At 65.8% G+C, this 25,136-nt stretch carries 20 protein-coding genes and 2 pseudogenes; 9 read left to right on the top strand and 13 right to left on the bottom strand.

Annotation, left to right across the window (positions count from 1 at the left end; all coding sequences use genetic code 11):
- A pseudogene (locus BT108_RS06695) lies at positions 1 to 231 on the bottom strand (hypothetical protein); the annotation flags it as partial.
- A gap of 138 nt (positions 232 to 369) precedes the next feature.
- On the opposite strand from BT108_RS06695, the gene BT108_RS06690 reads away from it, so the two are divergent.
- Both BT108_RS06690 and BT108_RS06685 read left to right on the top strand, forming a co-directional pair.
- Positions 370 to 1,071 carry a ComF family protein gene (locus BT108_RS06690; RefSeq protein ID WP_072293761.1) on the top strand — a complete coding sequence of 234 codons (702 nt, stop codon included), beginning with the start codon at positions 370 to 372 and terminating at the stop codon, positions 1,069 to 1,071.
- Positions 1,072 to 1,076: 5 nt separating this feature from the next.
- Positions 1,077 to 1,541 (top strand): annotated as a pseudogene (locus tag BT108_RS06685) (tRNA (cytidine(34)-2'-O)-methyltransferase).
- Positions 1,542 to 1,547: 6 nt separating this feature from the next.
- Here the strand turns inward: BT108_RS06685 and BT108_RS06680 are convergent.
- The 5 genes from BT108_RS06680 to BT108_RS06660 form a co-directional block, all read right to left on the bottom strand.
- Complete coding sequence (locus BT108_RS06680; protein WP_072293760.1) at positions 1,548 to 2,546, bottom strand: NAD(P)H-dependent glycerol-3-phosphate dehydrogenase; 999 nt, start codon at positions 2,544 to 2,546, stop codon at positions 1,548 to 1,550.
- Positions 2,543 to 2,974, bottom strand: coding sequence for an SH3 domain-containing protein (locus BT108_RS06675; protein WP_072293771.1), 432 nt, complete (start codon positions 2,972 to 2,974; stop codon positions 2,543 to 2,545). Before BT108_RS06675 ends, BT108_RS06680 begins: the two co-directional genes overlap by 4 nt.
- A 61-nt stretch (positions 2,975 to 3,035) precedes the next feature.
- Positions 3,036 to 3,521, bottom strand: coding sequence for a protein-export chaperone SecB (gene secB / locus BT108_RS06670; protein ID WP_072293759.1), 486 nt, complete (start codon positions 3,519 to 3,521; stop codon positions 3,036 to 3,038).
- 178 nt (positions 3,522 to 3,699) lie between these two features.
- Positions 3,700 to 3,978 carry a glutaredoxin 3 gene (grxC, locus tag BT108_RS06665; protein WP_143142420.1) on the bottom strand — a complete coding sequence of 93 codons (279 nt, stop codon included), beginning with the start codon at positions 3,976 to 3,978 and terminating at the stop codon, positions 3,700 to 3,702.
- Complete coding sequence (locus tag BT108_RS06660) at positions 3,975 to 4,337, bottom strand: rhodanese-like domain-containing protein (protein WP_072293770.1); 363 nt, start codon at positions 4,335 to 4,337, stop codon at positions 3,975 to 3,977. The genes grxC and BT108_RS06660 overlap by 4 nt, the downstream gene beginning before the upstream one ends.
- Positions 4,338 to 4,636: 299 nt before the next feature.
- Here BT108_RS06660 and BT108_RS06655 point away from each other — a divergent pair, with 299 nt between their 5' ends.
- Positions 4,637 to 5,323 (top strand): SDR family oxidoreductase, encoded by a 687-nt coding sequence (locus BT108_RS06655; protein WP_072293758.1) that lies wholly within the window; start codon positions 4,637 to 4,639, stop codon positions 5,321 to 5,323.
- 15 nt (positions 5,324 to 5,338) lie between these two features.
- On the opposite strand, the gene BT108_RS06650 is transcribed toward BT108_RS06655, so the two are convergent.
- Positions 5,339 to 5,620, bottom strand: coding sequence for a hypothetical protein (locus BT108_RS06650; RefSeq protein WP_072293757.1), 282 nt, complete (start codon positions 5,618 to 5,620; stop codon positions 5,339 to 5,341).
- A gap of 92 nt (positions 5,621 to 5,712) precedes the next feature.
- Between BT108_RS06650 and BT108_RS06645 the strand changes: the two genes are divergently transcribed.
- The 6 genes from BT108_RS06645 (at position 5,713) to BT108_RS06620 (ending at position 13,758) form a co-directional block, all read left to right on the top strand.
- Positions 5,713 to 6,726, top strand: coding sequence for an extracellular solute-binding protein (locus tag BT108_RS06645; RefSeq protein WP_072293756.1), 1,014 nt, complete (start codon positions 5,713 to 5,715; stop codon positions 6,724 to 6,726).
- A 154-nt stretch (positions 6,727 to 6,880) separates the two neighbouring features.
- Entirely contained in the window at positions 6,881 to 8,452 is a 1,572-nt protein-coding gene (locus BT108_RS06640; protein ID WP_072293755.1) for an ABC transporter permease, read from the top strand.
- 6 nt (positions 8,453 to 8,458) lie between these two features.
- Positions 8,459 to 9,529: an ABC transporter ATP-binding protein gene (locus BT108_RS06635; protein WP_072293754.1), complete on the top strand. Its 1,071-nt coding sequence runs from the start codon at positions 8,459 to 8,461 to the stop codon at positions 9,527 to 9,529.
- Between the two features lie 209 nt (positions 9,530 to 9,738).
- Positions 9,739 to 10,449: an Npun_F0296 family exosortase-dependent surface protein gene (locus BT108_RS06630; RefSeq protein WP_072293753.1), complete on the top strand. Its 711-nt coding sequence runs from the start codon at positions 9,739 to 9,741 to the stop codon at positions 10,447 to 10,449.
- 287 nt (positions 10,450 to 10,736) lie between these two features.
- Positions 10,737 to 12,935: a TonB-dependent receptor gene (locus BT108_RS06625; protein WP_072293752.1), complete on the top strand. Its 2,199-nt coding sequence runs from the start codon at positions 10,737 to 10,739 to the stop codon at positions 12,933 to 12,935.
- Positions 12,936 to 13,074: 139 nt separating this feature from the next.
- Positions 13,075 to 13,758 carry a Fe2+-dependent dioxygenase gene (locus BT108_RS06620; RefSeq protein ID WP_072293751.1) on the top strand — a complete coding sequence of 228 codons (684 nt, stop codon included), beginning with the start codon at positions 13,075 to 13,077 and terminating at the stop codon, positions 13,756 to 13,758.
- Positions 13,759 to 13,775: 17 nt separating this feature from the next.
- Here the strand turns inward: BT108_RS06620 and mltB are convergent, their stop codons facing one another.
- The 6 genes from mltB to glgC all read right to left on the bottom strand — a co-directional run bounded on the left by mltB (position 13,776) and on the right by glgC (position 24,868).
- Positions 13,776 to 14,813 (bottom strand): lytic murein transglycosylase B, encoded by a 1,038-nt coding sequence (gene mltB, locus BT108_RS06615; protein ID WP_143142419.1) that lies wholly within the window; start codon positions 14,811 to 14,813, stop codon positions 13,776 to 13,778.
- A 9-nt stretch (positions 14,814 to 14,822) separates the two neighbouring features.
- On the bottom strand, positions 14,823 to 18,305 hold the full coding sequence (locus BT108_RS06610; protein WP_255369646.1) for a UvrD-helicase domain-containing protein: 3,483 nt from the start codon (positions 18,303 to 18,305) through the stop codon (positions 14,823 to 14,825).
- Between the two features lie 8 nt (positions 18,306 to 18,313).
- The gene (locus BT108_RS06605) at positions 18,314 to 21,076 is read right to left on the bottom strand and encodes a PD-(D/E)XK nuclease family protein (protein WP_072293748.1); all 2,763 of its coding nucleotides are present in this window, start codon (positions 21,074 to 21,076) and stop codon (positions 18,314 to 18,316) included.
- A 23-nt stretch (positions 21,077 to 21,099) separates the two neighbouring features.
- Positions 21,100 to 21,423 carry a ferredoxin FdxA gene (fdxA, locus tag BT108_RS06600; protein ID WP_072293747.1) on the bottom strand — a complete coding sequence of 108 codons (324 nt, stop codon included), beginning with the start codon at positions 21,421 to 21,423 and terminating at the stop codon, positions 21,100 to 21,102.
- Positions 21,424 to 21,849: 426 nt separating this feature from the next.
- Positions 21,850 to 23,550 (bottom strand): glycoside hydrolase family 57 protein, encoded by a 1,701-nt coding sequence (locus tag BT108_RS06595; protein WP_083566270.1) that lies wholly within the window; start codon positions 23,548 to 23,550, stop codon positions 21,850 to 21,852.
- Between the two features lie 40 nt (positions 23,551 to 23,590).
- Positions 23,591 to 24,868: a glucose-1-phosphate adenylyltransferase gene (glgC, locus tag BT108_RS06590; protein ID WP_072293745.1), complete on the bottom strand. Its 1,278-nt coding sequence runs from the start codon at positions 24,866 to 24,868 to the stop codon at positions 23,591 to 23,593.
- Between the last annotated feature and the right edge of the window lie 268 nt (positions 24,869 to 25,136).

Genomic DNA, 25,136 nt, shown 5'->3' with positions numbered 1-25,136 from the left:
AATCAGCGTCGACAGTTGCACCGCATTGGCCTCATGGTATTGACGGTGCGTCTCCTGCGCACGGTACATCAAATCCCCGAACGGAAGATCCAGCAACCGCTCTATGTCCTCCACACGCCAGCGGACGGATCCGCCCGGCGCATCCGCCCGGCGCCTCGCCGTACACCCCGCCGCCGGGGATAGCGCATCCCGGTCGATATCGATGGCCGCATCCGAAACAAACTGACTCATGGTCGCCCTCCAGTTGCTATGATCCCGTATGGGCAGCCATCATTCGTGGCAGCCTCCTCACACGAGCATGAATCATCAGAGATTTCCTCGTCATTGTCAATTTCATGAATCTGAAAATTGAACGACAGATTAAATTTAATGCAATCACTCCTTGGGCAGCGCTGTCTGCTGTGCGGTGCTCGCAGCCGCCACGGCCTGTGCGCCGCCTGTGGCGACAGCCTGCCTTACCTGCCGCCCCACCGCTGCGAAGCATGCGCGCTCCCGATCGCCGGAGCCCGCCTTTGCGGTGCTTGTCTGGCGCAACCGCCCGCCTTCGACCGCACCTTCGCGGTACTGCGCTATGCATTTCCCGCAGACGCGCTGGTGCACGCGCTCAAGTACCAAGCCCATCTTCACGTGGCGCCCATTCTGGCCGAGTTGCTGCTGACACGCCTCGATGCCTGCCCGCCCCCCGATCTCATCCTGCCCATGCCGCTGCACCCGGAAAAGCTGCGGGAACGCGGATTCAACCACGCCCAGGAAATAGCTCGCTGGATCGCCGGGCGACGCGGCGTTCCACTGCAGCCCGGCCTCTGCAGACGCATCCGCGACACACCGCCGCAGGCAGGTCTCCCGTGGAAGGCGCGTACGCGCAACGTGCGCGGAGCATTCGCCTGCGAAGGCGATCTGGCGGGACGGCACATCGCGATCGTGGATGACGTCATGACCACCGGTGCAACGCTGAACGAACTGGCGAAAATCCTGCGGCGGCAGGGGGCCGCGCGTGTCGATGGCTGGATCGTCGTCAGGACGCTGCCGCAGGCAGGCGACAGGCATACCCCCGTGAGCGGTTCCCGATAGACGCCGTGCACGACGTCATCCTGCTTCAACCCCGGATCCCGTCCAATACCGGCAACATCATACGTCTGTGCGCCAATACCGGCGCCCGGCTCCATCTCGTCGAGCCGCTCGGCTTCACGCTGGAGGACAGACTGCTGCGACGTGCCGGACTGGACTACCACGAATACGCCAGCGTGACCCTGCACGCCAGCTAGGCGCAGTGCGCCCGGCAGTTCTCAGGAAACCGACTGCTGGCCGTATCGACCCGGGGCACGCGACGCTACGACTCCATCACGTACGCCAGGGGAGACGTATTTCTCTTCGGCTCCGAAACCTGCGGCCTGCCCCCGGAGGTGCTGGCGGAAATCCCCGAGCAGCACCGGCTCCGCCTGCCCATGATGCCCGGCAACCGCAGCCTCAACCTTTCCAACTCGGTAGCCGTGGTGATCTATGAAGCGTGGCGCCGGACGGGCTTCGCAGGCGGCGAGTGAGCCGATTCAACACGCCTCTCGCTTCGGTTCCCGGCTGAGCAGCGCCTCGACCGCCAATCGTGCCGGCACGCCGTCATGGAGCACGCCGCTTACCGCACGCGTGATCGGCATGTCGACGTCGAGCTCGCGGCTCAGGCGCGCCACCGCACGTGCCGTGTAGACGCCTTCGGCGATGTGGCCCAGCTCCCGCAGAATATCCGGCAGCGGCCGGCCGGCCGCCAGGGCGAGGCCTACCTGCCGGTTGCGCGACAGGTCGCCGGTGCAGGTCAGTATCAGATCCCCTGCGCCGGCCAACCCCAGGAAAGTCTCCATGCTGCCGCCAAGGCGGAGCCCCAGGCGGGTGATCTCCGCCAATCCCCGTGTGATGAGCGCCGCACGCGCATTGTGACCGAAGCCCATGCCGTCGGAGATGCCCGCCGCGATCGAGATCACGTTCTTCACCGCACCGCCGGTTTCCACGCCCACCACGTCCCTGCTGGAGTACACGCGCAGTCTGGCGCCATGCAGCTGAGCTGCGATATTCTGCGAGAACCCCTCGTCGAATGATGCTAATGTCATAGCTGTGGGCAGCCCTGACGCCACTTCCTGGGCGAAGCTGGGACCGGACAATACGCCGCACGCGGGCGTCGCCGGATACGCCTCCCGCACCACCTGATGCGGCAGTCTGGCCGACTCCATCTCGAAGCCCTTGCATGCCCATATCAGGGGCGGCTTGCGCCCGCCGGCTGCAACGGCATGCAGCGTGCCGCGCAATCCGGCAACCGGCACCGCAATGACGACGAGATCGGCATGCTCGACGGCAGCATCGAGCGCCGAAGTCAGTCGCAGTGAATCGGGGAAGGGATGATCCGGCAGATAGCGCCGGTTGGTGCGCTCGGCGGCGAGTTCGTCGAGATGCGCCGCGTCACGTCCCCACAGGACCACCCGGCACGGAGCATGGCGCGTGCACAGGCGAATGGCCAGCGCCGTGCCCCACGCACCCGCGCCGAGGACGGCGATTCTCATGAGCCCCAGACTTGCTGGGTCCTGACGTACCCCGTTTGCCCGTCGCGGTGACGCACCCTGACCCAGCCCTGTCCAGCAGGCTCCAACTGCTCCAGCACGACCTGTCGCTGCGCCTGGAACACCACGCGTGAACCCGGATCCGCCGCCTGATGCACCTCGGCCAGCGGTACTATGATAATGACATGTCGCTGGCTGCTGAGGGCCTTCTCCTCCACCCAGGCGAGGCTCCCCTCGCTGTCACGCACCTTGATCCAGCCTTCAACCCTCACGACCGCCTCGACAGGAAGATGACGGCTCGCCACATATACCTTGTCCGCCTTGAGGGATGGCGCGTCGTACATTACGACAGCATTCTCGGCGATGGAAAAGAACTCGAATGCGGCGCCGCCTCGGCCCGGAAGCAACAGCAGGCCGGCCGTCGCCATCATCCACAGGCCGCGGCAACAGCGGCAGGATCGCGGCTTCAGCGCACGCCGGCCATGCGTCATTTCAGTGGGTGATCTTCTTTTCCTGGTCCGGCGCGCCATTCGCCGCCACCGCCGCATTCTTCTCGGCCTGCTGCTTTCCCTGGTGGTAGAGCGCCTCGAAATTCACCGGATTCAGAATGACCGCGGGAAACCCGCCGCGGGTGACGACATCGGATACGACTTCGCGCAGGTAGGGAAACAGGATATTGGGACAGGCGATCCCCAGCACGGGATCCATGTCCGTCTCAGGGATATTGCGGATCTGAAAAATGCCCGCTTCGCGCACTTCTACCAGAAACAGGGTTTTTTCCTTGACCTTGGCCGTCACCGTTACCGTCAGCAGGACCTCGTACATGCCCTCCTCAATGCGCTCCCCCTTGGTGTGCAGTTGCACATTGACCTCCGGCGCTTCGCGCTCGAGAAAAATCCGGGGTGCGTTCGGAAGCTCCAGGGACAAATCCTTGACATAGATCTTTTCGATGTTGAAAACCGGTTGGGGGTCGCTCATGTTGGATTCCATAGGGAAGATAGTCGAAAGTGGTGGGGTATTGTACAGAATCAGGGCTACCGGAAGCATGGGTATTTTCGGACCTACCCCGCCCCATCCGTCGGCATGCGGCACATGCAGTCCGGACCGACACGGCTTCCGCCCATATGCGCCGGACCCGGGGCACCGGCCTGGCCGGTCAGACCTCGGCTGCCGCCAGGAGCCGCGCCAGTCGGCCGCCGCGATCGAGCTGCGCCAGATCGTCGTAGCCGCCGACGTGGACGTCGCCGATGTAGATCTGGGGAACCGTGCGGCGCCCGGTGCGTTCCAGCATCTCGGCGCGGCGAGCCGGATCCAGGTCGACGCGTATCTTCTCGATGTCCTCCGCTCCGCGGGCGCGCAGCAAATCCTCGGCCCGCAGGCAGTAGGGACAGAAACCGGTGGCGTACATCACCACTCTCGCCACGGCACCCGTCATTTCTTCACGATGGGCAGGTTTGCCTGGCGCCATGCGTCGATGCCGCCCTGCAGGTCATGCACGTGCGCGAATGCCTGCTTGCGCAGGATCGCACCCGCCTTGCCGGTGGTGTTCACACCGCTGCGGTGTATCAGGATGATGGGCTTGTCCTTGAATTTTTCCAGCTCGTGCAGGCGTTCCTCCAGCTTGTCCGCCGGAATGTGCCGGGAATTGGGTACATGGCCGGCGGCATATTCGCTCCCCTCGCGCACGTCGAGCACCACGGCATCCTTGTAGTTGATCATCTGGACCGCCACCAGGGTATCGACTTCGCCGCCGGACCGGCGCAGCAGCGGCCACAGCAGCATGCCGCCACTCATCAGGGCAGCGACCACCAGGGCGATATTGTCCTGCAGGAAAGCTGGCACGTCCCGTCTCCCGGAACTTTCGATGCGCGAATTCTACCAGAGATGGAAACCCGATGGCAGCCCATGTCCGATGCCCGCGAACCATCCGGCGGGCGCGCGGCGCCGCCGGGATAATGACAAAAACATATTATCTGACCGTCCGCCCTGCGGAGATCCGCCGGAACTCCCCCGCGCCGGATGACCTGATCCTGTGATACGATCGGAGCATCGGCCAGGTACGCACATCCCTCTTCGGAAGAACACGAGCTCACATGAAGACCGTACTGGTCACGGGTGCCAACCGTGGCATAGGACTGGAGTTCTGCAGGCAGTACGCCGCCGACGGCTGGCGCGTACTGGCGTGCGCCCGCCAGCCCGGCACATCCGGGGCGCTGCACGCCCTGGCGGCCGGACACCCGGGGCAGGTGACGGTGCATGGCCTCGACGTCGGAGTCTCCGACCACATCGATGCGCTGGCACGTTCGCTGGACTCACATCCAATCGACCTGCTTCTGAACAATGCCGGCGTCTATCCTCCTGACGACCCTGCCCTCGACGAGGCGGTCTGGGCCGGGGCATTCCTCATCAACGCCATCGCACCGCTGCACATGGCCCGCGCCTTCGCCCCCCACCTCGCCCGCGGCACCGGCAAGATCATCGCCACGCTCAGCAGCAAGATGGGGAGCATTTCGGACAACAGCAGCGGCGGCAGCTACCTGTACCGGTCGAGCAAGGCGGCGGCAAACATGCTGATGAAAACCCTGGCAGTCGATCTCGCACCGGCCGGCATCCTCACCGTGGCGCTGCACCCGGGTTGGGTCAGAACCGACATGGGCGGGCCGAATGCCCTGATCTCGGCGGAGCAGAGCGTATCGGGCATGCGCGCTGTCATTGCGCGGCTCACACCGGCGGACAGCGGAACCTTCATCGCCTATGACGGCAGGCCCGTCCCGTGGTAGAAGTGACAGGCACCGCTAGTACGAGCCGTTGCGCGACTCGCCTCCTTTCGCCGCACGCTTGCGGAGCTTCCTCACCGGCCGCTTGCCCGGCACGCCACTGCGAGTCCTGGACGGATCGGATGGGGCGGTCACCACGCGCCGGCTGCCCGGCTCCGGCGATCCGGCACGATTCACGGGCGTCAAGGTGATCTCGAGTTCGTTGAGTTCATCCCACTGCGCTTCCGTCCGCTGCCGCTCCGGGATGGCGAGAAGCTCCTGCAGGCGGTGGGACGAAGGGTTTGACCGCGGTTTATCCATGGTATATTAATGTGAAGTTACGGGTTGTTGCGACTGGCAAGAAATGACCACGGGTCGACTCGACCTGCCTACCATTCATTCGGGATACAAAAATGACGACGTTCCGCCTTACTCGCGTTCTCATCGCAATACTCTGCTGCACCTCCCTGCTTGCCGCCACCTCCGCCCGCGCGGAACAGGTCGTCGTCTACTCCGCCCGAATCGAGCAGCTCATCAAGCCGATGTTCGATGCCTTCACCCGGGAAACCGGAATCGAGGTGAAATTCGTCACCGACAAGGAAGGCGCCCTGCTGGCGCGCCTCAAGGCGGAGGGAAGGAATACGCCCGCCGACATGCTGATCACCTCGGACGCGGGCAATCTGTGGGAAGCGGCACGGGAAGGATTATTGAGGCCCGTGGAGTCGGAGGTACTGGAGTCCAATATCCCCGCCCATCTGCGAGATCCCGGCAAGCAGTGGTTCGGCCTGTCGGTGCGTGCCCGCACCCTCGTCTACAATACGCAAAAAGTCAAGCCGGACGAGCTCTCCACTTACGAGGCGCTGGCCGATCCGCGCTGGAAAGGGCGGCTATGCCTGCGCACGTCCAAGAAAGTATACAACCAATCGCTGGTGGCGGTCATGATAGACGAACTCGGCGAGGCGAAAACCGAGCAGATCGTGAAAGGCTGGGTTGCCAACCTGGCCACCGACCCCCTGTCCGACGACACCCGCGCGCTGGAGTTCGTTGCCGCCGGGAAGTGTGACGTCACCGTGGTCAACACATACTACTACGGACGGCTGATGGAGAAAACCCCCTCGTTGCCGCTGGCGATCTTCTGGCCGAACCAGGCCGGCAGCGGGGTCCACGTCAACATCTCGGGCGCGGGGATCACCCGCCATGCCCATGCCGCGCCCGCGGCAATCAGGCTGCTGGAATTCCTGTCGTCGGAACAGGCGCAGAACCTGTTCGCCGACGTCAACATGGAATACCCAGCCAACCCCAGGGTGGCGTCCGCGCCCGCCGTCGCGGCCTGGGGCGGGTTCAAGCAGAATCCGATCAACCTGGTCCGGGCGGGCGAACTCCAGACGGAAGCGGTGAAGCTGATGGACCGGGCGGGCTACCGCTAGCCTTCCACCGCCGCCGGATTCGGAACAGCGGGTGAGACATGCGGCGCCTCGTCCAGCGGCTGACACGGTTGCCCCGCGTCCGGGACGCGGTCTTCACGGACGCTCCGGCAACGCCCCCGACATCCCTTCCGGCTGGCGCCTGATTCCCCTGCTGATGGCGCTGCTGGTGCTGATCCCCGTCGGCACCGTGGCCTCGTCGTTCCTCGTGCCGGCGGACGACGTCTGGCGGCATCTGGCCGAGACCACCCTCCCCGGCCTGCTGGCGAACACATTCTGGCTTGCCCTGGGCGTGGCCGGGGGAACCGTGTCGCTGGGCGTCGGTCTGGCCTGGCTGACCGCGGTATGCGAATTCCCGGGCCGGAGATTCTTCTCCTGGGCGCTGCTGCTGCCGCTGGCGATTCCCGCCTACGTCACCGCATTCGTCGCGCTGGGCCTGCTCGATTACACCGGACCGGTGCAGACCGCCCTGCGCGCCTGGCTGGGCACGGATCCGGGCTGGTTTCCCGACGTGCGCAGCCGGGGAGGCGTCATCACCGTCATGGTGCTCGCCTTCTATCCCTACGTCTACCTGCTGGCGCGCAATGCGTTCCTCACGCAGGGCCGGCGCTCGCTGGAAGCCGCCCAGTCGCTCGGCCTCACACCCCGCCAGGGATTCCTGCGGGTGGCCCTGCCCATGGCGCGTCCCTGGATCGCGGGGGGAACGATGCTGGCGCTGATGGAAACCCTGTCGGACTTCGGCACGGTCGCGGTATTCAATTACGACACTTTCACGACCGCCATCTACAAGGCCTGGTTCGGGATGTTCTCGCTGACTGCAGCCTCGCAGCTGGCCACCCTGCTGGTGGTGATCGTGCTGGCGACGATGCTCGTGGAGCAGCGCTTCCGTTCGCGCATGCGCTATGCGGAAGCGCGCCAGGGCCAGCACATGCGCCGCATCGCGCTGAGCGGCGGGCATGCGTGGCTGGCTGCGGCGCTGGCCTCGGCCACGCTGTTCCTCTCCTTCCTGCTGCCGGTCACGCAGCTCGCCATATGGGCCGGCGGTGTCTTCAGCCAGGATTTCGATCGGCGCTACCTGGAATTCTTCGGACACTCGCTCCTGCTGTCCCTGCTGGCCACCCTGCTGGTCTGCGGGTTCGCGCTGCTCGTCACCTATGCGGCACGCCGCCACGGCGACGCCCTCACTCGGGTCGCCGTACGCGTCGCCACGATCGGCTATGCCTTGCCCGGGGCCGTGCTGGCGGTGGGCGTCTTCATCCCGGTCGCATGGCTGGACAACAGGCTCGCAGACCTGGCCGCGGCGTTCCTGGACAGCGGAAGCGGATTGTTGCTCCAGGGCACGCTCCTGGCCGTACTGGCCGCGTATACGACGCGCTTTCTTGCCGTGGGCCATAGCCCGATAGACAGTGCCATGCAGCGCATCACCGGCAGCATCGACGAGGCCGCGCGCGGGCTCGGGCTGAGTGGATGGGCGATGCTGCGCCGTGTGCACTTGCCGATGCTGAGAGGCGGGATCTTCACCGCCGCAGCGCTGGTGTTCGTGGACGTGATGAAGGAAATGCCCATCACCCTGATGACCCGGCCCTTCGGCTGGGACACGCTGGCGGTGCGCATCTTCGAGATGACGTCCGAAGGTGCGTGGGAACAGGCGGCGCTGCCGGCGGTCGCACTGGTGCTGGCGGGACTGCTGCCCATCATGCTGCTCGTGCGCCAGACGGAACGGCACTGAAGCGCCATGCCGCCGCTCCTCGAGATCCGGGGCATCCATCACCGCTACGGTGAACAGAAGGCTGTCAGGCAGCTGTCGCTCACGCTGGACATGGGCCAGATCGGCTGTCTGCTGGGACCGAGCGGATGCGGCAAGACGACGGTACTGCGCTGCATCGCCGGGTTCGAGCCGGTTTCGGATGGCACGATCCTGCTCAACGGGACGGAGGTCAGCACAAAGGATTTTTGCGTGCCGCCGGAGCGTCGGCACGTCGGCATGGTCTTCCAGGACTATGCGCTGTTCCCGCACCTGACGGTCGCTGCCAACATCGGCTTCGGCCTGCACCGCATGGAGAAGTCGGCCCGTGCGGCGCGGGTCGCCGAACTCCTGCAGACCGTCGGACTCACCGACACCGCGACCCGTTACCCGCACGAACTCTCCGGCGGCCAGCAGCAACGCGTGGCGCTGGCGCGCGCGCTGGCCCCGAGGCCGGACCTGCTGCTGCTCGACGAACCCTTCTCCAACCTCGACGTCACCCTGCGTGAGCGCCTGAGCCTCGAGGTACGCGACATCCTGAGACAGCAGAACGCGACGGCGATGCTGGTCACACACGACCAGGATGAAGCGTTCGCCATGGCCGACCGCATCGGCGTCATGCAGGCGGGGGAAATCCGCCAGTGGGACACGGCCTACAATCTCTACCACCGGCCCGCGAATCGCTTCGTCGCCGAGTTCATCGGCCAGGGGGTGTTCCTGGCGGGCCGCATCCTCGATGCGGACCACGTGGAAATCGACCTGGGCACCCTCAAGGGGCGGGTGCAGCACGCATGTGCCCCAGACTGCACGCCGTGCACGGATCACCCGGTCGACGTCCTGATACGTCCGGACGACATCGTGCACGACGACGCCAGTCCCCTGCAGGCGGAAGTGCTGCACAAGGCCTTCCGTGGAGCCGACATCCTCTACACGCTGCGCCTGCCCGGCGGCGCAGTGGCGCTGTCGCTGATCCCCAGCCACCACGACCACGCCATCGGCGGGACGATCGGCATCCGGCTCGAGGTGGACCACGTGGTGGCGTTCAACCGCACCGCGCCATAGCGTATCCGCTTCCGGCGCTCTTTTTCCCTTCCTGTGGGTGTCGGGAAATTTTGCAGCCTCTCCCCCGTTCGCCCGTCTTCCCTCGTAATTACTTGATGAATCTAACTTATCAAACATGGCACGCTATTTGCTTTATACCGGGTAAGGTACTCGGAACCGCGAAATCGGGACGATACCGCACTCATACCAACAAGAAACAGGAGATCGACATGTCACAAAAAACAAAAACGGCACACGGCATCATGGGCGCGCTCGCCCTGGGGCTGGGGCTGGCCTCGACCGGTTCCATGGCCGCCCTGCTCAACGCCTCGGTCGGGGGCGTGCCCGTGGGGGCGAACATCTACGAGAGCTTCGATACGCTCTCGAGCCTCGGCGGCGCCACCGGCAATGGCATCACCGTGCTGTTCAGCGGCGATGGCGCCGGGGTGGCGACGCTGCCCAACGTCGAGGGCCAGTACGCCGCGCCCTATCTCTCCAATGGCAACGGCACCCTGTTCGGCAACCCGCAGCCCGACGGCCAGGACGCCACCCAGTACCTGACGGCCGGCATCGGCGACGTCACGCTGCTGCTGGACGAGCACCACCAGTACTTCGGCCTGCTGTGGGGCTCGGTCGACGATTACAACACGCTGTCCTTCTACGACGGCAACACGTTCCTCTTCAGCTATACCGGCTCCGACGTCGATACGCTCGCGAACGGCCGGCAGGGCGCGGACGGTACCTACTATGTGAACATCAACTCCGACACACCCTTCAACAAGGTGGTCGCGTCGAGTTCGTCGTACGCATTCGAGTTCGACAACGTGGCGCTGGCCTACACCCCGGTCGAACTGCCCCAGACCAGCGTGCCCGAGCCGGGCACGCTGGCGCTGCTGGGCATCGGCCTGCTGGCGAGCGCCATCCGTCGTCGCACGCGATGACGTAGCCATGCCGCGATCGATCCCGATCGCGGCATGCGGATCACCGAGCAGACGGAAGGCTGCCTCTTCATCAGAGGCGGCCTTTTTAATTTCCGCTCCTTCTGCTCTCCCCCCGCCCAGACATACCGACCTCCGGCCTTCCCCCTCCCGTCTTGAGCGGAGGGCGTGGCAGGAAAGGACGCAATCAAGAATTATTCACATTTGTGTTATTATTGTGAACAAAATCTAAGGAAGCGACGTAGATCGACAACCAAAACCAATTCCAATCAATTCACAAGGAGGAGAGAATGGCGAAAACAACACGGCCGTGGGAGGTCTTCCCCATCAAACCCGTCGTATCCGCGATAGCGCTGGTCTGTAGCGGCGTGGCGGGCGCGGAGGAAAAGGTGCCGTCACTGCCCGAGGTCAAGGTCGAGGCGCAGAAGGAAACCGAATACAAGGTTGAGCGCTCCGCCAACCAGAAATTCACCGCCCCCCTGCTCGACACCCCCAAGTCGATCACCGTCATCACCCAGCAATTGATGAAGGACAGCGGCTCCCAGACCCTGCAGGAGGCCCTGCGCATGACGCCGGGCATCACCTTCGGCGGCGGCGAAGGCGGCATCGCCATCGGCGACCGGCCCTTCATCCGCGGCTTCGACACCTTCAGCTCGTTCTACGTCGATGGCCTGCGCGACCTCGGCACCCAGGCGCGCGAAGTCTTCGCCATCGAGCAGATGGAGGTGGTGAAGGGTCCGAGCGGCGCCATCGACGGACGCGGCTCGGCCGGCGGCAGCATCAACATCGTCACCAAGCAGGCCCGGGCCGGCAACTTCGTCGCCGGCACCGCGGGGCTGGGCACCAACGATTACAAGCGCGGCACCCTCGACGTCAACCGCATGATCCACGACAACATCGCGGTGCGCCTGGTGGGCATGGCGCACAAGTCGGACACGCCGGGGCGCGACTTCGTCGGCGTGCAGCGCTGGGGCCTGATGCCCTCCATCACCCTCGGCCTGAACACGGCCACCACCGCGGCCTTCAGCTACTATCACCACGAGACCGACGACATTTCCGACTGGGGCAACCCCTTCCTCCAGAACGCCGCGAACGGCAGCGTGCCCGAAGGCAAGCCGATCGGCTCGCGCAGCGCCTGGTACGGCGTGCGCGGCCGCGACTTCCACCGCACCTCGGCGGACATCGGCACCGCCAAGCTGCAACACGTGGTCAACGACAACTTCGTGGTGCGCAACACCACCCGCTACGGCGTCACCACCAACGAGTTCTTCGTGACGCGCCCGGGCATCAACGACGCCCAGCTGCTGGCGGGCACCATCAACCGGACCAACTCGAGGAATCGCGGCACCACGACCGACACCATCGCTAACCTGACGGATATCTCGCTGAGCTTCGACACCTGGTTCGTGAAACACAACGTCAACGCCGGCTTCGAGTTCAGCTGGGAGGAAACGCAGAACCGCGCCTTCACGGGTGGCGGCCTCGGCACGGGCGACCAGAACGTACCCATCGGCGTATCCGATCCCTTCGTGGCCTTCAACCCCGTCACCCGCAACACACACCCCAGCTACGTCGCCAAGGCGTTCAACAAGTCGGCCTACGTCTTCGACAGCATGTACCTGACGGAGCAGCTGATCTTCAACGGCGGCATCCGCTTCGACAACTACACCGCCGAGATACAAAACCGCAATACGACGACGGGCGCAAACACCACCCACTTCAAGAACGACAAGAGCTTCGTCAACTACCAGGCGGGCCTGGTCTACAAGGTGCAGCCCAACACCAGCGTCTACGCCACCTACGCCACCTCGTCCTCGCCCGTGGGGCTTTCCATGGGTGACTTCAACTATGCGGGTGGCGGCCTGGACGCGCAGACGCAGCACCTCAAGCCGGAAAGCACCCGCACCTTCGAGGGCGGCATCAAGTGGAACACGCTGCAGGACCTGTCGGTGACCCTGGCGGGCTTCCACACCGTGAAGACCAACGCGCGCGTCAACGTCGGCCCCGCGATCGAGAACGCGGGCGAGGCCGAGGTCAACGGCTTCGAGCTCGGGCTGGCGGGCAAGATCACCGAGAAATGGAACGTGTTCGGCGGCTACACCTTCCTCGACGCCAGGCAGACCAAGGCAGGTACCAACCCCGATCCCAACCAGGTCGGTGCGGCCGACACCAAGGGCAAGCAGCTGCACGGCATCGCCGCCCACAGCGCCAGCCTGTGGTCGACCTACCGCGTGTTCCCGCGTCTCACGGTGGGCGGCGGCACCTTCTACATGAGCCGGGTATACTCCGACCCCAGCAACAACGGCCACGTGCCGGGCTGGGTGCGCTTCGACATCATGGCGAAGTACAACATCAACCAGCGCCTGGACCTGCAGCTGAACGTGCAGAACCTGACGGACCGGCGCTACTACAACACCACGTACTTCCGCCACTACGCCGTGCCGGCGGCGGGGCGCTTCGCGTTCATGACCCTGAACTTCAAGTTCTAGGCCGCCGTCCGGTCGAGACCGAAGCCCGCGCGGTTGGATTATCGCGGCTTCAGCCAATATAATAGGCCTGCGTGGACCCTTCCACGCAGGCCTGTTTTTTGGCCTTACCCGACCTGCGCCCGGCCGCGCAAGGACAGCCATGCTCCTGACCATTCCGGATCTCCTCACCAAAACTCAGGTCGCTGAGTGCCGCGCGCTGCTGGATCAGGCGGAGTGGGTGGACGGCAACGTCACCTCCGGGCACCAGTCGGCGCTCGCCAAGAACAACATGCAGATCCCGGAAGACTCGCCCATCGCCCGCAAGGTCGGCGACTTCATCCAGGATGCACTGGGGCAGAGCCCGCTGTTCATCTCGGCAGCCCTGCCGTTCAAGGTATTCCCGCCCTTGTTCAACCGCTACGCCGGCGGCCAGGCCTTCGGCACGCACGTGGACAACGCCATCCGCCAGCTGCGCGGCACTAACTTTCGCATCCGCAGCGACCTGTCGGCCACGCTGTTCCTTTCCGAACCGGAGGACTACGACGGCGGCGTGCTGACCATAGAGGATACCTTCGGCACGCAGGCGGTGAAGCTGCCCGCCGGCTCCATGGTGCTGTACCCGTCGAGCAGCCTGCACCACGTCACGCCGGTGATGCGCGGTGCGCGTGTCTCCTCGTTCTTCTGGATGCAGAGCATGGTGCGCGACGACGCGCACCGCACCCTGCTGTTCCAGCTGGACCGGGCCGTACAGGCCCTCACCACGGATCGTGGCGGACGGGACGCCGAGGTGATCAGCCTCACCGGGGTCTACCACAACCTGCTACGGATGTGGGCCGACAGCTGAGGCAGCGGTGAGGGGCGCTATGGAGGGGAAGCGCCGGCCGCGCGCGCGGCACGGATCGCCTCTGCCAGGCGCCATACCGCCATGGCGTAGTGCACGCTGCGGTTGTAGCGCGTGATGACGTAGAAATTGTTCAGGCCCAGCCAGTATTCGAAGCCAGCGCCCGTGTCCAGCTCCACCACGGTGGCGGCACGATCACGCGGCAGCGCGGCCCTGGCCACCACCCCGTAGCGCCGCATCTCGTCCAGCGTGTGCGAGGGCTTCCTGCCCGCATACAGGACGTCGCGATAGCGCTCGCCGTTCACCAGGGCGGGCACCGCCACCGCTTCCCCCGCCTCCCAGCCGTGCTGGAACAGATAGTGCGCAACGCTGCCGATGGCATCCGCCACGTTGCCGATCAGGTCCACCCTGCCGTCGCCGTCGAAGTCCACCGCGTGGCGCCGGTAGCTGCCCGGCATGAACTGCGGAATGCCCATGGCGCCCGCGTACGAACCTCGCGCGTCCAGGAGGATGCCGCCTTGCTCCCGATCCAGCAGCAGGTACTGTTCCAGCTCCTCCCGGAAAAATGCGGCGCGGCGCGGATAGCCGAAGGCCAGCGTGGCCAGTGCGTCCAGCACACGATGGCGCCCGGCGCGTGCGCCATAGTCGGTTTCCACGCCGATGATGGCGACCACGATCTCCTCCGGTACGCCGAACTCGCGGTGCGCGCGCGCCAGCGTGGCGGCGTGCCGGCTCCAGAACTCGACGCCGCCCGCGATGCGCCGGGGATTGAGGAAGGCCGGATGGAACTGGTGCCAGGGCCGGGCGGTCGCCGGCCGGCTCATCGCCTCGATGATGTCGGGCTGGAACTGCGCGGCATCGAAGACACGTTCGAGCGTCTCTCGTGCGAATCCATGCCGTCCCGCCATCTCATCGACGAAGACGGCGACCTCCGATGCCGGCAGCGGCGCCGCGATCGATCCGCCCGTCCACAGCGCGACGGCCAGCCATCCGCCCATCCACGGCCCCGGCCTCAGCATCGGCCGCCACGCAAGCCTGTTTTTCCGGACGCCCTTCATGCGCCCATCTTACCCTTCATCACCCCATTCGCGCCACCCGGCCAGCAGCGGAAAATACAGGCCGCATCGCACCGGCCCGCCACGCAGCGCCCGTATCAACCCGGCATAGCGGTCGAGCTGGGGCTGATAGCGTACCTGTTCCCGGTCGAGAAATTCCGCCACCTCTGCGCCCTCGTGGCCGCCGGTCTTGTAGTCCACCACCCAGCGCCGGCCCTGGGCATCGCGAAAGGCGCGGTCGATGATGAACTCCCGGTAGCCCCCCTCCACGAACGCGGTGATGCGCCACTCGTTGCGGGCGTCTTCCTGCGGCCCGAGCAGCCACCGGCCACGCTCATCCGTCAGCGTCCGTGCGAGCGCCGCCGTCACGCGCCCCGCATCGCGGCCGTCCAGGCCGCACCCGCGCAACTGACGCTCGAACACGCCTTCCAGCGAGCGGATGCGCGCGGTGCTCCAGGTCGCCACGCCGTCCGCCGCGATGCGCCGCAGCCAGCGGTGCACGATGATCCCGACATGGCGCGCCGCCTCGCCCGCCCAAGCGTATTCCACTGCGCCTCCATTCCCGTCCCGCTGCGCCGCGGCCGCCCGCTCCACCCCGGCCGGAGCAGCCGGCAGTACCCAGCCCGAGACGAGACGGCACACCGAGGAATCGATGACGGGAATCGCCACCTCATCCGGCAGGACGGCAGAATCGGGATCGGGCACTGCCCGCGCCGCGGCGGCAAACTCCGCCTGCAGCACGGGCCAGATTCTCGCCAGCAGGGTACCCTCCGCCGGCGGCCTGGGCACGCTCCCCCCTGTTGCATCTTGGGCAAGACCGGTGGCGCCCAGCAGATACAGGCGGCGGCGGGCGCGGGTGGCCGCGACGTAGAGCAGGCGTTCGTCCTCATGACGCGCCTTTCTGCGGTCGAACGCCTCCAGCCAAGCGTAAATGGGATCGGCCTGCGCGCCGGTTTCCTGGATGGGCGCCAGCAACAGGTCGCTGTCCCCTCCCGCGCGCGCCCTGGCGGGTTCGGCCCGCGGGGATTCCAGCCACAGAAACAGCTTTCTGCCGTTCTTCCCCGACGCCCGGCCGAGGCCCGGGACGATCACGTGATCGAACTCCAGTCCCTTGGCCTTGTGGATGGTCATGACCTGCAAGGCATTGCCGGCCTCCAGGTCGGGGGACGCGTAGAGCCTTGCCAGCCCCTCCTCGAACCCCGCAAGCGAGGCAAGGCCGCCTGCCTGCTCGTGGGCCGAGAGGTGGTCGAGATAGGCGGCGGCGTCATCCAGATCCGCCACCCGTCCGATACAGCCGGGCCCGCCCAGGGCCTGCCACGCTGCCTCCACGGTGGTGCGCAGCGACTGACGGCAGCGGTGCTGCAGGCAGCCCCCGAGCACCTCGCGCACCCGCGCCAGTCTGGCGCGACCGTCCGGAGAAACGGTCTCCATCCGCGCAGGATCGTCGAGCAATTCCCAGACCGTTTGCTCCATTGCCGGAATCGCCGCCTTCACCGCGTCTGTACCGTCATCGCCATGCGCCCCGCGCGGTGCCGCAGTCAGCGCATGCAGGTCGCACAGCAGGAGACCGCACCAGGGCGCGCGCAGCACGGCAAGCCAGGCAAGCCGATCCGCCGGGTGCAGCAGGGCGCGTGTCAGCGCCAGCAGATCCTGCACCACGGGGCGGCGTCCCAGTCCCTCGATTTCTATCGCCTGGAAGCGAAGGCCCGCCTCGCGCAGGCGGGGAATGATGCGGTCGAGATGACGACGGTTGCGCACCAGGATGGCAACGTCGGCCGCAGGATCGTCGCGCCGTACCCTGGCCACGATCTCCGCCACCCGTGCGGCTTCGCCTGCATGGTCATCCTCGAGCAACGGATGCACGTCGACCGCCGGCCCGGGCAGAGGATCGCGCACCGCGTCCGACCGTGTATAGGCGATCGCGCCGAGCGCGACGTCCTCCTGCGGCGGCATCACGCGCGCGAACGTCGCGTTGACCCAGTCGACGATGCCACGCTGCGAGCGGAAATTGCTGGAGAGTGCCAGCGGGGTCAGCGCCACGCCGCCTACTCCATCCACCCGGGCACGCAGGAACAGGCCCACCTCCGCCTCGCGAAAGCGATAGATGGACTGCATCGGATCCCCCACCAGGAACAGGGTGCGCCCCTCGTCCGCTCCCCAGCCGGCGGTGAGGCGGGTGATGAACTCATACTGGCTGATCGACGTATCCTGGAATTCGTCGATCAGCAGGTGGCGGATACGGTAGTCGAGCGCCAGGGCCAGATCGGTGGGAGCATCGGCCTCGCCCAGGGCGCGCAGCGCTCCTTGCGCAATTTCCGTGAAATCGACTCTGCGATGCGCCTGGAAAACCAGCTTGAGCTGTGCGGCAGCGTAGGGCAGCAGGCGGGTGATGGCTCCGAGCACAGCCCACTGCCGGTCGGTGTAGCGGGAGGGCGGCAGGTTGCGCAGTGCGTGCAGCGCGCCGCGCAACGCCTCGCCATCCGGCCGCCCTGCGAGCGTCTCCGTCGATGTCCGGGCGCGCTCCTTCCACGCACTGGCGACAGCCTTCCCGGCCTTGCCGGCGCCCGCAGGAAAACCCTCACGGGCGGTATGCTGCCTGCGCCAGCCGCCATCGCGCGTAAGCAGCAGGTGGGCGATGGCGAGCCAGCCGGCAACGTCGTCCTCCCCCTCGCCCGGCAGCGCATCCCCCCCGGCGGATGCTACCGACTGGCCGTCCCGCTCGTCCAGATGGGCGGCCGCGTAACGCGCCAGTGCGGCAACCTCGCGCTGCAGCGCGGCACCGTGGCGCCCGAACAGCCCGCATACCCGTTGCAGTGCTTCCCGTCGCACCCGTCCCAGCGCCGCCTCCAACGCATCCCGATCCCTGCCGTGATGGACATGGCGCAGCCAGTGGTCGCGCTGCCTCAGCATATCGGCGAGCAGGGACTCGATACGCGCCATGTCGTTGTCGAGGTGCTCCAGCAGGAACCCGATATCCTGTGCCACGGCATCATCGCCCGCCACCCGTTCCAGCGTCGCGCGCACCGCCTCAAGGTACAGCGCGGATGCGTCCTCGGCCGTTTCCGGCTGCGCACCGAATTCCGACAATGTGGGCATCTGGCGCACCAGCGAGGCGCACAGCGCGTCCAGCGTCTGGATACGCAGCCGCGATGGATTGTCGGCAAGGTCCCATCCCGCCTGGCGATCGCGCTGCAGCGCCTCTTGCGCCAGTCGACAGGTCAGCGTCGCGTGGGCGGAGGGCTTCGGATCCACGGGATTGAAGTCGTCCCTGCAGGTTCCCAGGGCTGCCAGCACCCGCTCGCGCATCTCCGCGGCGGCCTTGCGGGTAAAGGTGATGGCGACGATCTCCTCGGGTTCGTCGGCGTGCGCGAGCAGGGCCAGGTAGCGCTGGATCAGCAGCCCGGTCTTTCCCGATCCGGCCGGCGCCTGCACGATGAACGAGCTCGAGGGATCGAGCGCGCGGCGGCGCGCGGCGGCATCCGGAACCTCTGCCATCCCGGGATTCATGTCTCCCCGTATTGCGGATGGAGCACCCGCTGCAGCCGCTCGTCGATACGGCACAGGGGCTGCAGGTCGCAGGTGCGGCAGGTATGGGAAGGCACCTTCGGATCGACCCGGGCATCGCCGTCGCGAAAGCCGGCAGCGATCCTGGCCAGGTCGCTGCGCCACGCATCCACCAGTGTCTCCCATGAACCATGGCGCTCATCCAGGCGCGGTCCGGACCATACTCCGGTACCCGGCAGCAGATCGGCATCGCGTGCCAGGGCGATCCATCGCATGTCGCCCGGCCGTACCTGCGCAAAGGCGAGCGCGACCGCGGCTGCCTCGCCGGCAACGAGGTACAGCGGCAATTGCGGCTCATCCGGACGCTCGCCGAGCATGACCTGCACCGACGACATGCGGGTCTTGTAGTCGATCACGATGCGCCGCCCGTCATCGAGCTCATCCACCCGATCGAGCCGCGCCGAAAGCCGCAGGCCACCGATCTCGATATCACGGCTGTCCTCGACGGCCACTACCGTGAAGGCGGCGCGCGCACGCTCCACGTCCAGCCATGCGCGCACCAGCCGCACCAGGCGGCGATGCTCGATCTCGCCGGCGCGCCCCGACAATGCAGCCGGACGATCCCGCCGCAGATGCGCAATGGCCGCCCCCGCCACGCGTGCCAGGAGAAAATCGAGAGCGGCACCGGCGATGCCGTCCAGGGCGTGCCGGGCGCCGAGATCTTGCCACACTCCGGCCAGCGCATGATGCATCAGTATGCCCCGCTCCCTCGCGTCCAGTCCGGCATGGGGGATCTCCAGGCTTCTGGCACCGAACCGGTGCCGCGCCAGCGCCCGGAATGGGCAGGCGGCCTGCTCCCGTATCACTGCCGCCCCGCCGCCGACGGCGATGCATCCGCCGTGGGCGGTACTCGTCAGCGGCGGTGCCGTATCATCGCCGATGCGCTCCAAGCGCCCGGCGGCCTGAATTCGTGCCAGGTGGCTCGCATACAGCGGCAGTGCTGCCTCCTCCGGCGCGAGATGCGCGATCAAGGGGCTGGGAGCCAGTTCGCCGACGTCGCCCTCGCCGGTGCGGCGTGGATGACTGAAAACGACCTCGGGCGCAGCCGACAGCCAGGTGTTCGTCAGACGCCGCGCGCGCGCCAGCGAAGCAGCCGCGGAACCCAGCGGTAACTGGGCCATGCGCTGCATTGCGGCCGGCAGGAAGGGATTGGGAGTGGAATGAGGCGGCCATGCATCCGCGGACAGCCCCATGACCCAGAGCGCGTCGAATTCCATGCCGGTTGCCTCGAGCGCACCGAGTATCTGGATCGGGGCATCGGGCGTACGCGGCTGGAATACCGTTGCTGCGGCCATGCGGCGCAGGCGCGCCACTGCGTCGCTAGGGTACATGTGCGGAACGACGTACCCGAGCGCCGCGAATTCGGCCAGCAGTTCGTGCCATTTCTGCAACACCTGATATTCCCGGGAATCGGGCGTACGCTCGCCCGGGAATCCGGCGAGCCGCAGGAACTCGGAAAAGCGCCGGGCCAGTCCCGCCGGAGACCGTGATCGTGAAAGCCGCGAATGCGACCTGGCAAGCGCCGACAACCCGCGCACCAGTGCCGGGCAATGGGCGCGGCCACCACTGCGCAGAGTCAGGGCGAGCAGTCGATCGAGCGTCACGGCAGGCTCGGCCCATCGGCGCAATCGCGCGTCGAGCCGGGCGCGCGCCGCCATCTCCGTGTCGGCACCGCCGATGAAGGGCGAGCGCAGCAACAGGCTGGCACGCTCGAAGTCGATGTTCCCTGCGCACAACTCGAGTATCGACAGAGCCGTATCCACGAGGGGATAGGCCTCCAGCGCGTCGCCCAGGGAGATGTTGAAGGCGCGTACCGCGCGGGCAGTGCCCGGCAGCCGCTGCCGGACGTCCGGCGCCATCATGGTGTCGAAGGCGCGCACCAGTCCATCGCGATACGCCGGCAGATCCGGCACCACCACGGCAATGCGCGCCTTCGGATTCGCTTCGTGACGCGCCCGCGCCCAGGCCGCTGCGCACCCGCTTTCATCCCGGCCGTCGCGGCAGGGGATACGCCGCACGCCGACGCTGCGAGGGCGTGGCGGCATGCATGCCTGCACCACCTCGCAACCGGCCTGCCGCAGCCGGGCGAGCAGCGCCGCCTGCTGCGGAGTCACGATATCGAAGCCGTGGAGAATGAGACGCCCGGGCCTGCCTGACGCGGCGCGCCCGCACAGGTCGCCTGCCAAATCACACAGGCGGGCGCTATCGGTCTGATGTGCCCGCCGGGTCGCTTGCTCGTAATGTCGCGCCCAGTCGCGAAAGGCCGCGCCATCCTCGTCAAGGGGAAAATCGTCGAGCAGTGGACGCAGGCGCCATGCGTGGAGGAGTTGCCACGCTTCGCGTGCGAGGTGGGCGGCAGCCTCGATCGACATCAGGGCGGAACCCCGGCCGGAACGAGCGACGATCGCTTCCCACAGCGCCTGCTCCTGGAAGTCGGTCAGGGGCACCGGCAGTTCCGGCTCCGTCCCGGCGTACAGCGCGTCTTCGTAGAAACGTTCGATCAGCGCGGAGAACGGCAGGATGTCGGCCGATTGCCAGGCGACCCTGCCCATGTCGGCCTGCCGCCGGTCAAGCATGTGCTTGAGCGTCGCCGACAGGCGCAGATTGGGGGTGACGATCGTGACACCCGCCGGGAGATCGGGGCCGGAGCCGGAGAGGATGTCGTCGAGAGCAGTGTGCGGAATATGCGGAACGCCAACCATGCGGCAGGGCTACCGCGTCTGGCTCAGCGTTCCAGCTGATCCAGCTTGCCGGTCACGTTGGCCCATTCATCGGCATCCGGCAGCGCGTCCTTCTTCTCGATGATGGGCTCCCAGAGCTTGGACAGCTCGGAATTGAGGGCGATGAAATGCTGCTGATCCGCCGGCACGTCGTCTTCTGCGACGATCGCTTCCACAGGGCACTCTGCAACACACAGGGTGCAGTCGATGCATTCGTCGGGATCGATCACCAGGAAATTGGGGCCTTCCCGGAAACAATCCACCGGGCAGACATCCACGCAATCGGTGTACTTGCACTTGATGCAATTCTCTGTGACCACATAGCTCATGACGAATCCTTGCTCCGCTTCTTCGGTAATCCATAATTTTACCAGAAATCGTACGGGCCACGCCAAGCCCGCTTACCTGGCAAACGCCGCATAGCCACGCCCAGACTAGGGATTAAGCGCGGCAGCCGCACGCATTCGGCATCCTGCGTACGGTTGCTGGAATGCGGGCCCGGAAGGAAACGGTGCGGCGGCATGCATTGTAAAACATACCTTTCACTTTACCGATAAAATGCCGCAGTACAAACGACCACTTATTTGTAAGTCCAAAACTTCCGGTTATATGGATGCGGGACGGGCGACCCGGCCCCGTGGCCGCTTGGGCATCGTCCCGCCTCGCCGGGAGGAACGGAGCAACCGAAAGGGCGCGCGCATGCGCAGCCGGAGAATCCGCGCCGAGAGGCTGGAGAGGCTGGCGAAGTCATCCCCTCAGGAAGCGCGCCGCATCGTGCCACCCGATTCGGGCGCACCGCCTCCACGACCGATGGGCTCGAAGACATTTTCCGGTACCGGCAACCGCAACAACCCATAGAGATTGATCAGGTTGTCGCGGAACAGCTGGTCGAAACTCGACACCACGTGAGGGGGATTGTAGTCCCCCAGCCACCAGAACCAGTCGGAACTCTCGCAGGAGACGAGCTGCCGCTCCGCCTCAAGGATCTCCTCGGCGCTCAGCCGTCCACTGCGTACCGCTTCATCGTAGCCGCGCTTGGCAGCGCACAGCAGATCCCAGGCCCGATTCTTGTCGTGGTCACCGATCCAGGTGGAGAACGTGCCGTACACCCAACTGCCCGCCGTCAGTACCGGCAGGATCGCCGTTTCCGCGGGGGCCGCGGAGTCGAGATAATCCCGGTAGGTGGTGGTGCGTATCGAGGGGTGATGCTCGAGCATTTCATACAGGTCGTTGAGGAAGTAGTAGCCATTGTACGGATAGTATTCCCAGGCATTCTCGCCATCCAGGATCACGCTCACCACCGGCTGCTCGCCGGGCAGGGCATTGCGCCCGATCTCCTCGAGTGAGCGCACCAGGTGTTCGGCAGCGTCGCGTCCGAACCATTTTGCATACTCGAAACCGATCATGTCCGACAGCCGCTCGTCACGGAAGAAGCAGGTGACGCCGCCCGCTGCACCCTCCAGCCGATAGGGCCGATAAAGGTAGCGGTCCCGCTCCGGCAGCGGCTGCCCCGCATGGGCGTGGCGCAGACTGTTGGCCAGCACGGTCTCGCCGCTCGCACTCCAGCGGCATCCCTGCTCCGCCAGAATTTCCAGAAAGGGAGCAGAGATGGCACCTTCCGCCGGCCACACGCCCTCGGGGCGGCCGCCGAAACGTCGCGCATGGCTTTCGATGGCCGACGCCAGATGCAGCGCGACGCGCTCCCTGCCACCGGGATAGGCCGGCTCCGATGGCAGGCTCTCGTGCGGCAGGCTGTCGCGGGCGGAAGAAAAATCGATCAGCAGCGGAGCAAGCGGATGCGAATGCGGCGTGGTCGACAGCTCGATCTGGCCCGATTCGGCGAGTGCGCGGTAGCGCGGGATCAGCCCCCGTACCAGGATGCCGATGAGATCGAACAGCTCCCTGCGGTCGGTGGAACTGAAATTACCACCCTGCTGCATCAGCCGCACCACACCCTCGTGGCTGCGGCGCACGCTCTCCCCGGTCCATGCCAGGTGGTACCATACCAGCAGATCCGCCAGATACTGGGCAGACAGGTAGTCCAGGTCGCTTTCGCCGTACCCCCGCAGCGTCTCGTGGATATCGTAGAGCCGCTTGTAGGCCGGATAGGGCTGCATCATCGTCACGTGATTGCTACGGAAACAGCTGTCGAACACGCGCAGCCGGTCCTGGGCGGACACCTGATCCAGGTCGGGCGTTGCCAGCAGGCGCAGCAGTGGATCGCGTATCTCCCCCGTGGCGAACTGCACGGCGTAGTCCTCGATCTGATCCAGCAGCACAGGCACGAAATTCACCACGCCCCGCATCGCGGGATGCGACTCGAAGTGGGCAGCCATGTCGGTGTAGTCCTTGATGGCGTGCAGATACACCCAGGGCAGGGTGAACTCGCCCGTATCGTAGTTGCGGTAGTCAGGCTGGTGCATGTGCCACAGCAGAACGAAGCGTATCGGTTGCATGTCCATTGGAATCAATCCGGCGGTGGGCGCATCGCAGGCCCTATCTGACAAAATGCGTCTTCTGATCCAGCATTTCGGGAGTGATCAGGGTGATGCCATTCTCGGTCACATGAAAGCGCCTCGCATCCTCCACCGGATCGAACCCCGCCGTCAAGTCCGACGGCAGGATGCAATCCTTGTCCACCACCACCCGCCTCAGCCGCACGTTCCGGCCGATGCTGACGTTGGGCAGGATCACCGAGTCCTCTATGCTGCTGTAGTTGCGCACCTGCACGTTGGAGAACAACAGCGAGCGGCGTACCGTGGAACCGCTGATGATGCACCCGCCGGACACCATGGAATCGAGTGCCTGGCCCCTGCGGTCGTCGTCGTCGAACACGAATTTGGCCGGGGGAAGCTGTTCCTGGTGGGTCCAGATCGGCCAATCCTCGTCGTACAGGTTGAGACTCGGTGTCACGTGGGTCAGATCCAGGTTGGCCTCCCAGTAGGCGTCTATCGTACCCACATCGCGCCAGTAGGGCACACCGGATGCCATGTTGACGCAACTGTCCCGGAAGCGGTGCGCGTACACCCGGCGGCGCGGCACCAGATGGGGGATCAGGTCCTTGCCGAAGTCGTGGGAGGAGTTGCGGTCATCATGGTCGAGGATCAGCTGTTCGAAAAGAAAATGGGCGTTGAAAACGTAAATTCCCATGCTCGCCAGCGCCTGCCCCGGCTGTCCCGGAATGGGCGCGGGATTCTTGGGTTTTTCCATGAAGCGGGTAATGCGGCCGTCATGGTCGATGCTCATGATGCCGAATGCGCCGGCCTCGGCCAGCGGGACGCCGATGCACGCCACGGTCATGTCTGCGGACCTCCTCACGTGATCCGCAAGCAGCTTGCTGTAATCCATCTTGTAGACGTGGTCGCCGCCCAGGATCAGCACGTACTGGGGATCATGGCGGCGGAGGATGTCGATGTTCTGATAGACGGCATCGGCCGTTCCCTGGTACCAGGTTTCCTCGATACGCTGTTGGGCCGGCAGCAGCTCGACGAATTCCTTGAAGCGTCCATCGAGGAATCCCCAGCCATGCTGGATATGGCTGATGAGACTCTGCGCCTTGTACTGAGTGGCGACGCCAATGCGCCGGATACCCGAATTGACGCAATTCGACAGAGGGAAATCGATGATGCGGAACTTGCCCCCAAAGGGGACCGCGGGCTTGGCACGCCAATCGGTCAGCTGTCGCAGCCGGCTGCCACGGCCACCCGCCAGGATCAGCGCGATCGAGTTGCGCGTGATCTGGGCATGAAAATGCAGGTCTGCTTCCTGTGTCATCGTAGCGTCCTTTGCCGGTCTGCGTGTTATACCACTTCTTGCGCACGCGGCGCACGCATGATCCCGTTCAGGTCATCGATCGCGCCAGGCAACCTTTGCCATGGGGTGGGAATCCCGCTTCATGGGATCGCGCAAACCGCTATAATCCCGACTCCAGCGATCCTGCCCGCTGGGCCACGGCGGCGTACCCTCCCTCCCTGGGGCCAGGAACGGACGATCCGCGCCAGGCCGCAGTGGGGCGGGCAGGCATGGCGTCTTCGAACACAGG

Source organism: Nitrosovibrio sp. Nv17 (assembly GCF_900119085.1).
Lineage (GTDB): Bacteria > Pseudomonadota > Gammaproteobacteria > Burkholderiales > Nitrosomonadaceae > Nitrosospira.
Note: the sequence above shows the minus strand (reverse complement) of the source record. Positions and strands in the feature narration are given on the sequence as shown.

What these genes read in the sequence shown, in the direction of transcription:
- BT108_RS06630 (WP_072293753.1), top strand. Translation starts at nt 9,739, where the DNA reads ATGTCACAAAAAACAAAAACGGCACACGGCATCATGGGCGCGCTCGCC.
- BT108_RS06680 (WP_072293760.1), bottom strand. Translation starts at nt 2,546, where the DNA reads ATGAGAATCGCCGTCCTCGGCGCGGGTGCGTGGGGCACGGCGCTGGCC.
- BT108_RS06650 (WP_072293757.1), bottom strand. Translation starts at nt 5,620, where the DNA reads ATGGATAAACCGCGGTCAAACCCTTCGTCCCACCGCCTGCAGGAGCTT.
- BT108_RS06605 (WP_072293748.1), bottom strand. Translation starts at nt 21,076, where the DNA reads ATGGTTGGCGTTCCGCATATTCCGCACACTGCTCTCGACGACATCCTC.
- BT108_RS06660 (WP_072293770.1), bottom strand. Translation starts at nt 4,337, where the DNA reads ATGAGTGGCGGCATGCTGCTGTGGCCGCTGCTGCGCCGGTCCGGCGGC.
- secB (WP_072293759.1), bottom strand. Translation starts at nt 3,521, where the DNA reads ATGAGCGACCCCCAACCGGTTTTCAACATCGAAAAGATCTATGTCAAG.
- BT108_RS06635 (WP_072293754.1), top strand. Translation starts at nt 8,459, where the DNA reads ATGCCGCCGCTCCTCGAGATCCGGGGCATCCATCACCGCTACGGTGAA.
- BT108_RS06610 (WP_255369646.1), bottom strand. Translation starts at nt 18,305, where the DNA reads ATGGCAGAGGTTCCGGATGCCGCCGCGCGCCGCCGCGCGCTCGATCCC.
- glgC (WP_072293745.1), bottom strand. Translation starts at nt 24,868, where the DNA reads ATGACACAGGAAGCAGACCTGCATTTTCATGCCCAGATCACGCGCAAC.
- BT108_RS06645 (WP_072293756.1), top strand. Translation starts at nt 5,713, where the DNA reads ATGACGACGTTCCGCCTTACTCGCGTTCTCATCGCAATACTCTGCTGC.
- fdxA (WP_072293747.1), bottom strand. Translation starts at nt 21,423, where the DNA reads ATGAGCTATGTGGTCACAGAGAATTGCATCAAGTGCAAGTACACCGAT.
- mltB (WP_143142419.1), bottom strand. Translation starts at nt 14,813, where the DNA reads ATGAAGGGCGTCCGGAAAAACAGGCTTGCGTGGCGGCCGATGCTGAGG.
- BT108_RS06620 (WP_072293751.1), top strand. Translation starts at nt 13,075, where the DNA reads ATGCTCCTGACCATTCCGGATCTCCTCACCAAAACTCAGGTCGCTGAG.
- BT108_RS06655 (WP_072293758.1), top strand. Translation starts at nt 4,637, where the DNA reads ATGAAGACCGTACTGGTCACGGGTGCCAACCGTGGCATAGGACTGGAG.
- BT108_RS06625 (WP_072293752.1), top strand. Translation starts at nt 10,737, where the DNA reads ATGGCGAAAACAACACGGCCGTGGGAGGTCTTCCCCATCAAACCCGTC.
- BT108_RS06595 (WP_083566270.1), bottom strand. Translation starts at nt 23,550, where the DNA reads ATGCAACCGATACGCTTCGTTCTGCTGTGGCACATGCACCAGCCTGAC.
- BT108_RS06690 (WP_072293761.1), top strand. Translation starts at nt 370, where the DNA reads ATGCAATCACTCCTTGGGCAGCGCTGTCTGCTGTGCGGTGCTCGCAGC.
- BT108_RS06640 (WP_072293755.1), top strand. Translation starts at nt 6,881, where the DNA reads ATGGCGCTGCTGGTGCTGATCCCCGTCGGCACCGTGGCCTCGTCGTTC.
- BT108_RS06675 (WP_072293771.1), bottom strand. Translation starts at nt 2,974, where the DNA reads ATGATGGCGACGGCCGGCCTGCTGTTGCTTCCGGGCCGAGGCGGCGCC.
- grxC (WP_143142420.1), bottom strand. Translation starts at nt 3,978, where the DNA reads ATGACGGGTGCCGTGGCGAGAGTGGTGATGTACGCCACCGGTTTCTGT.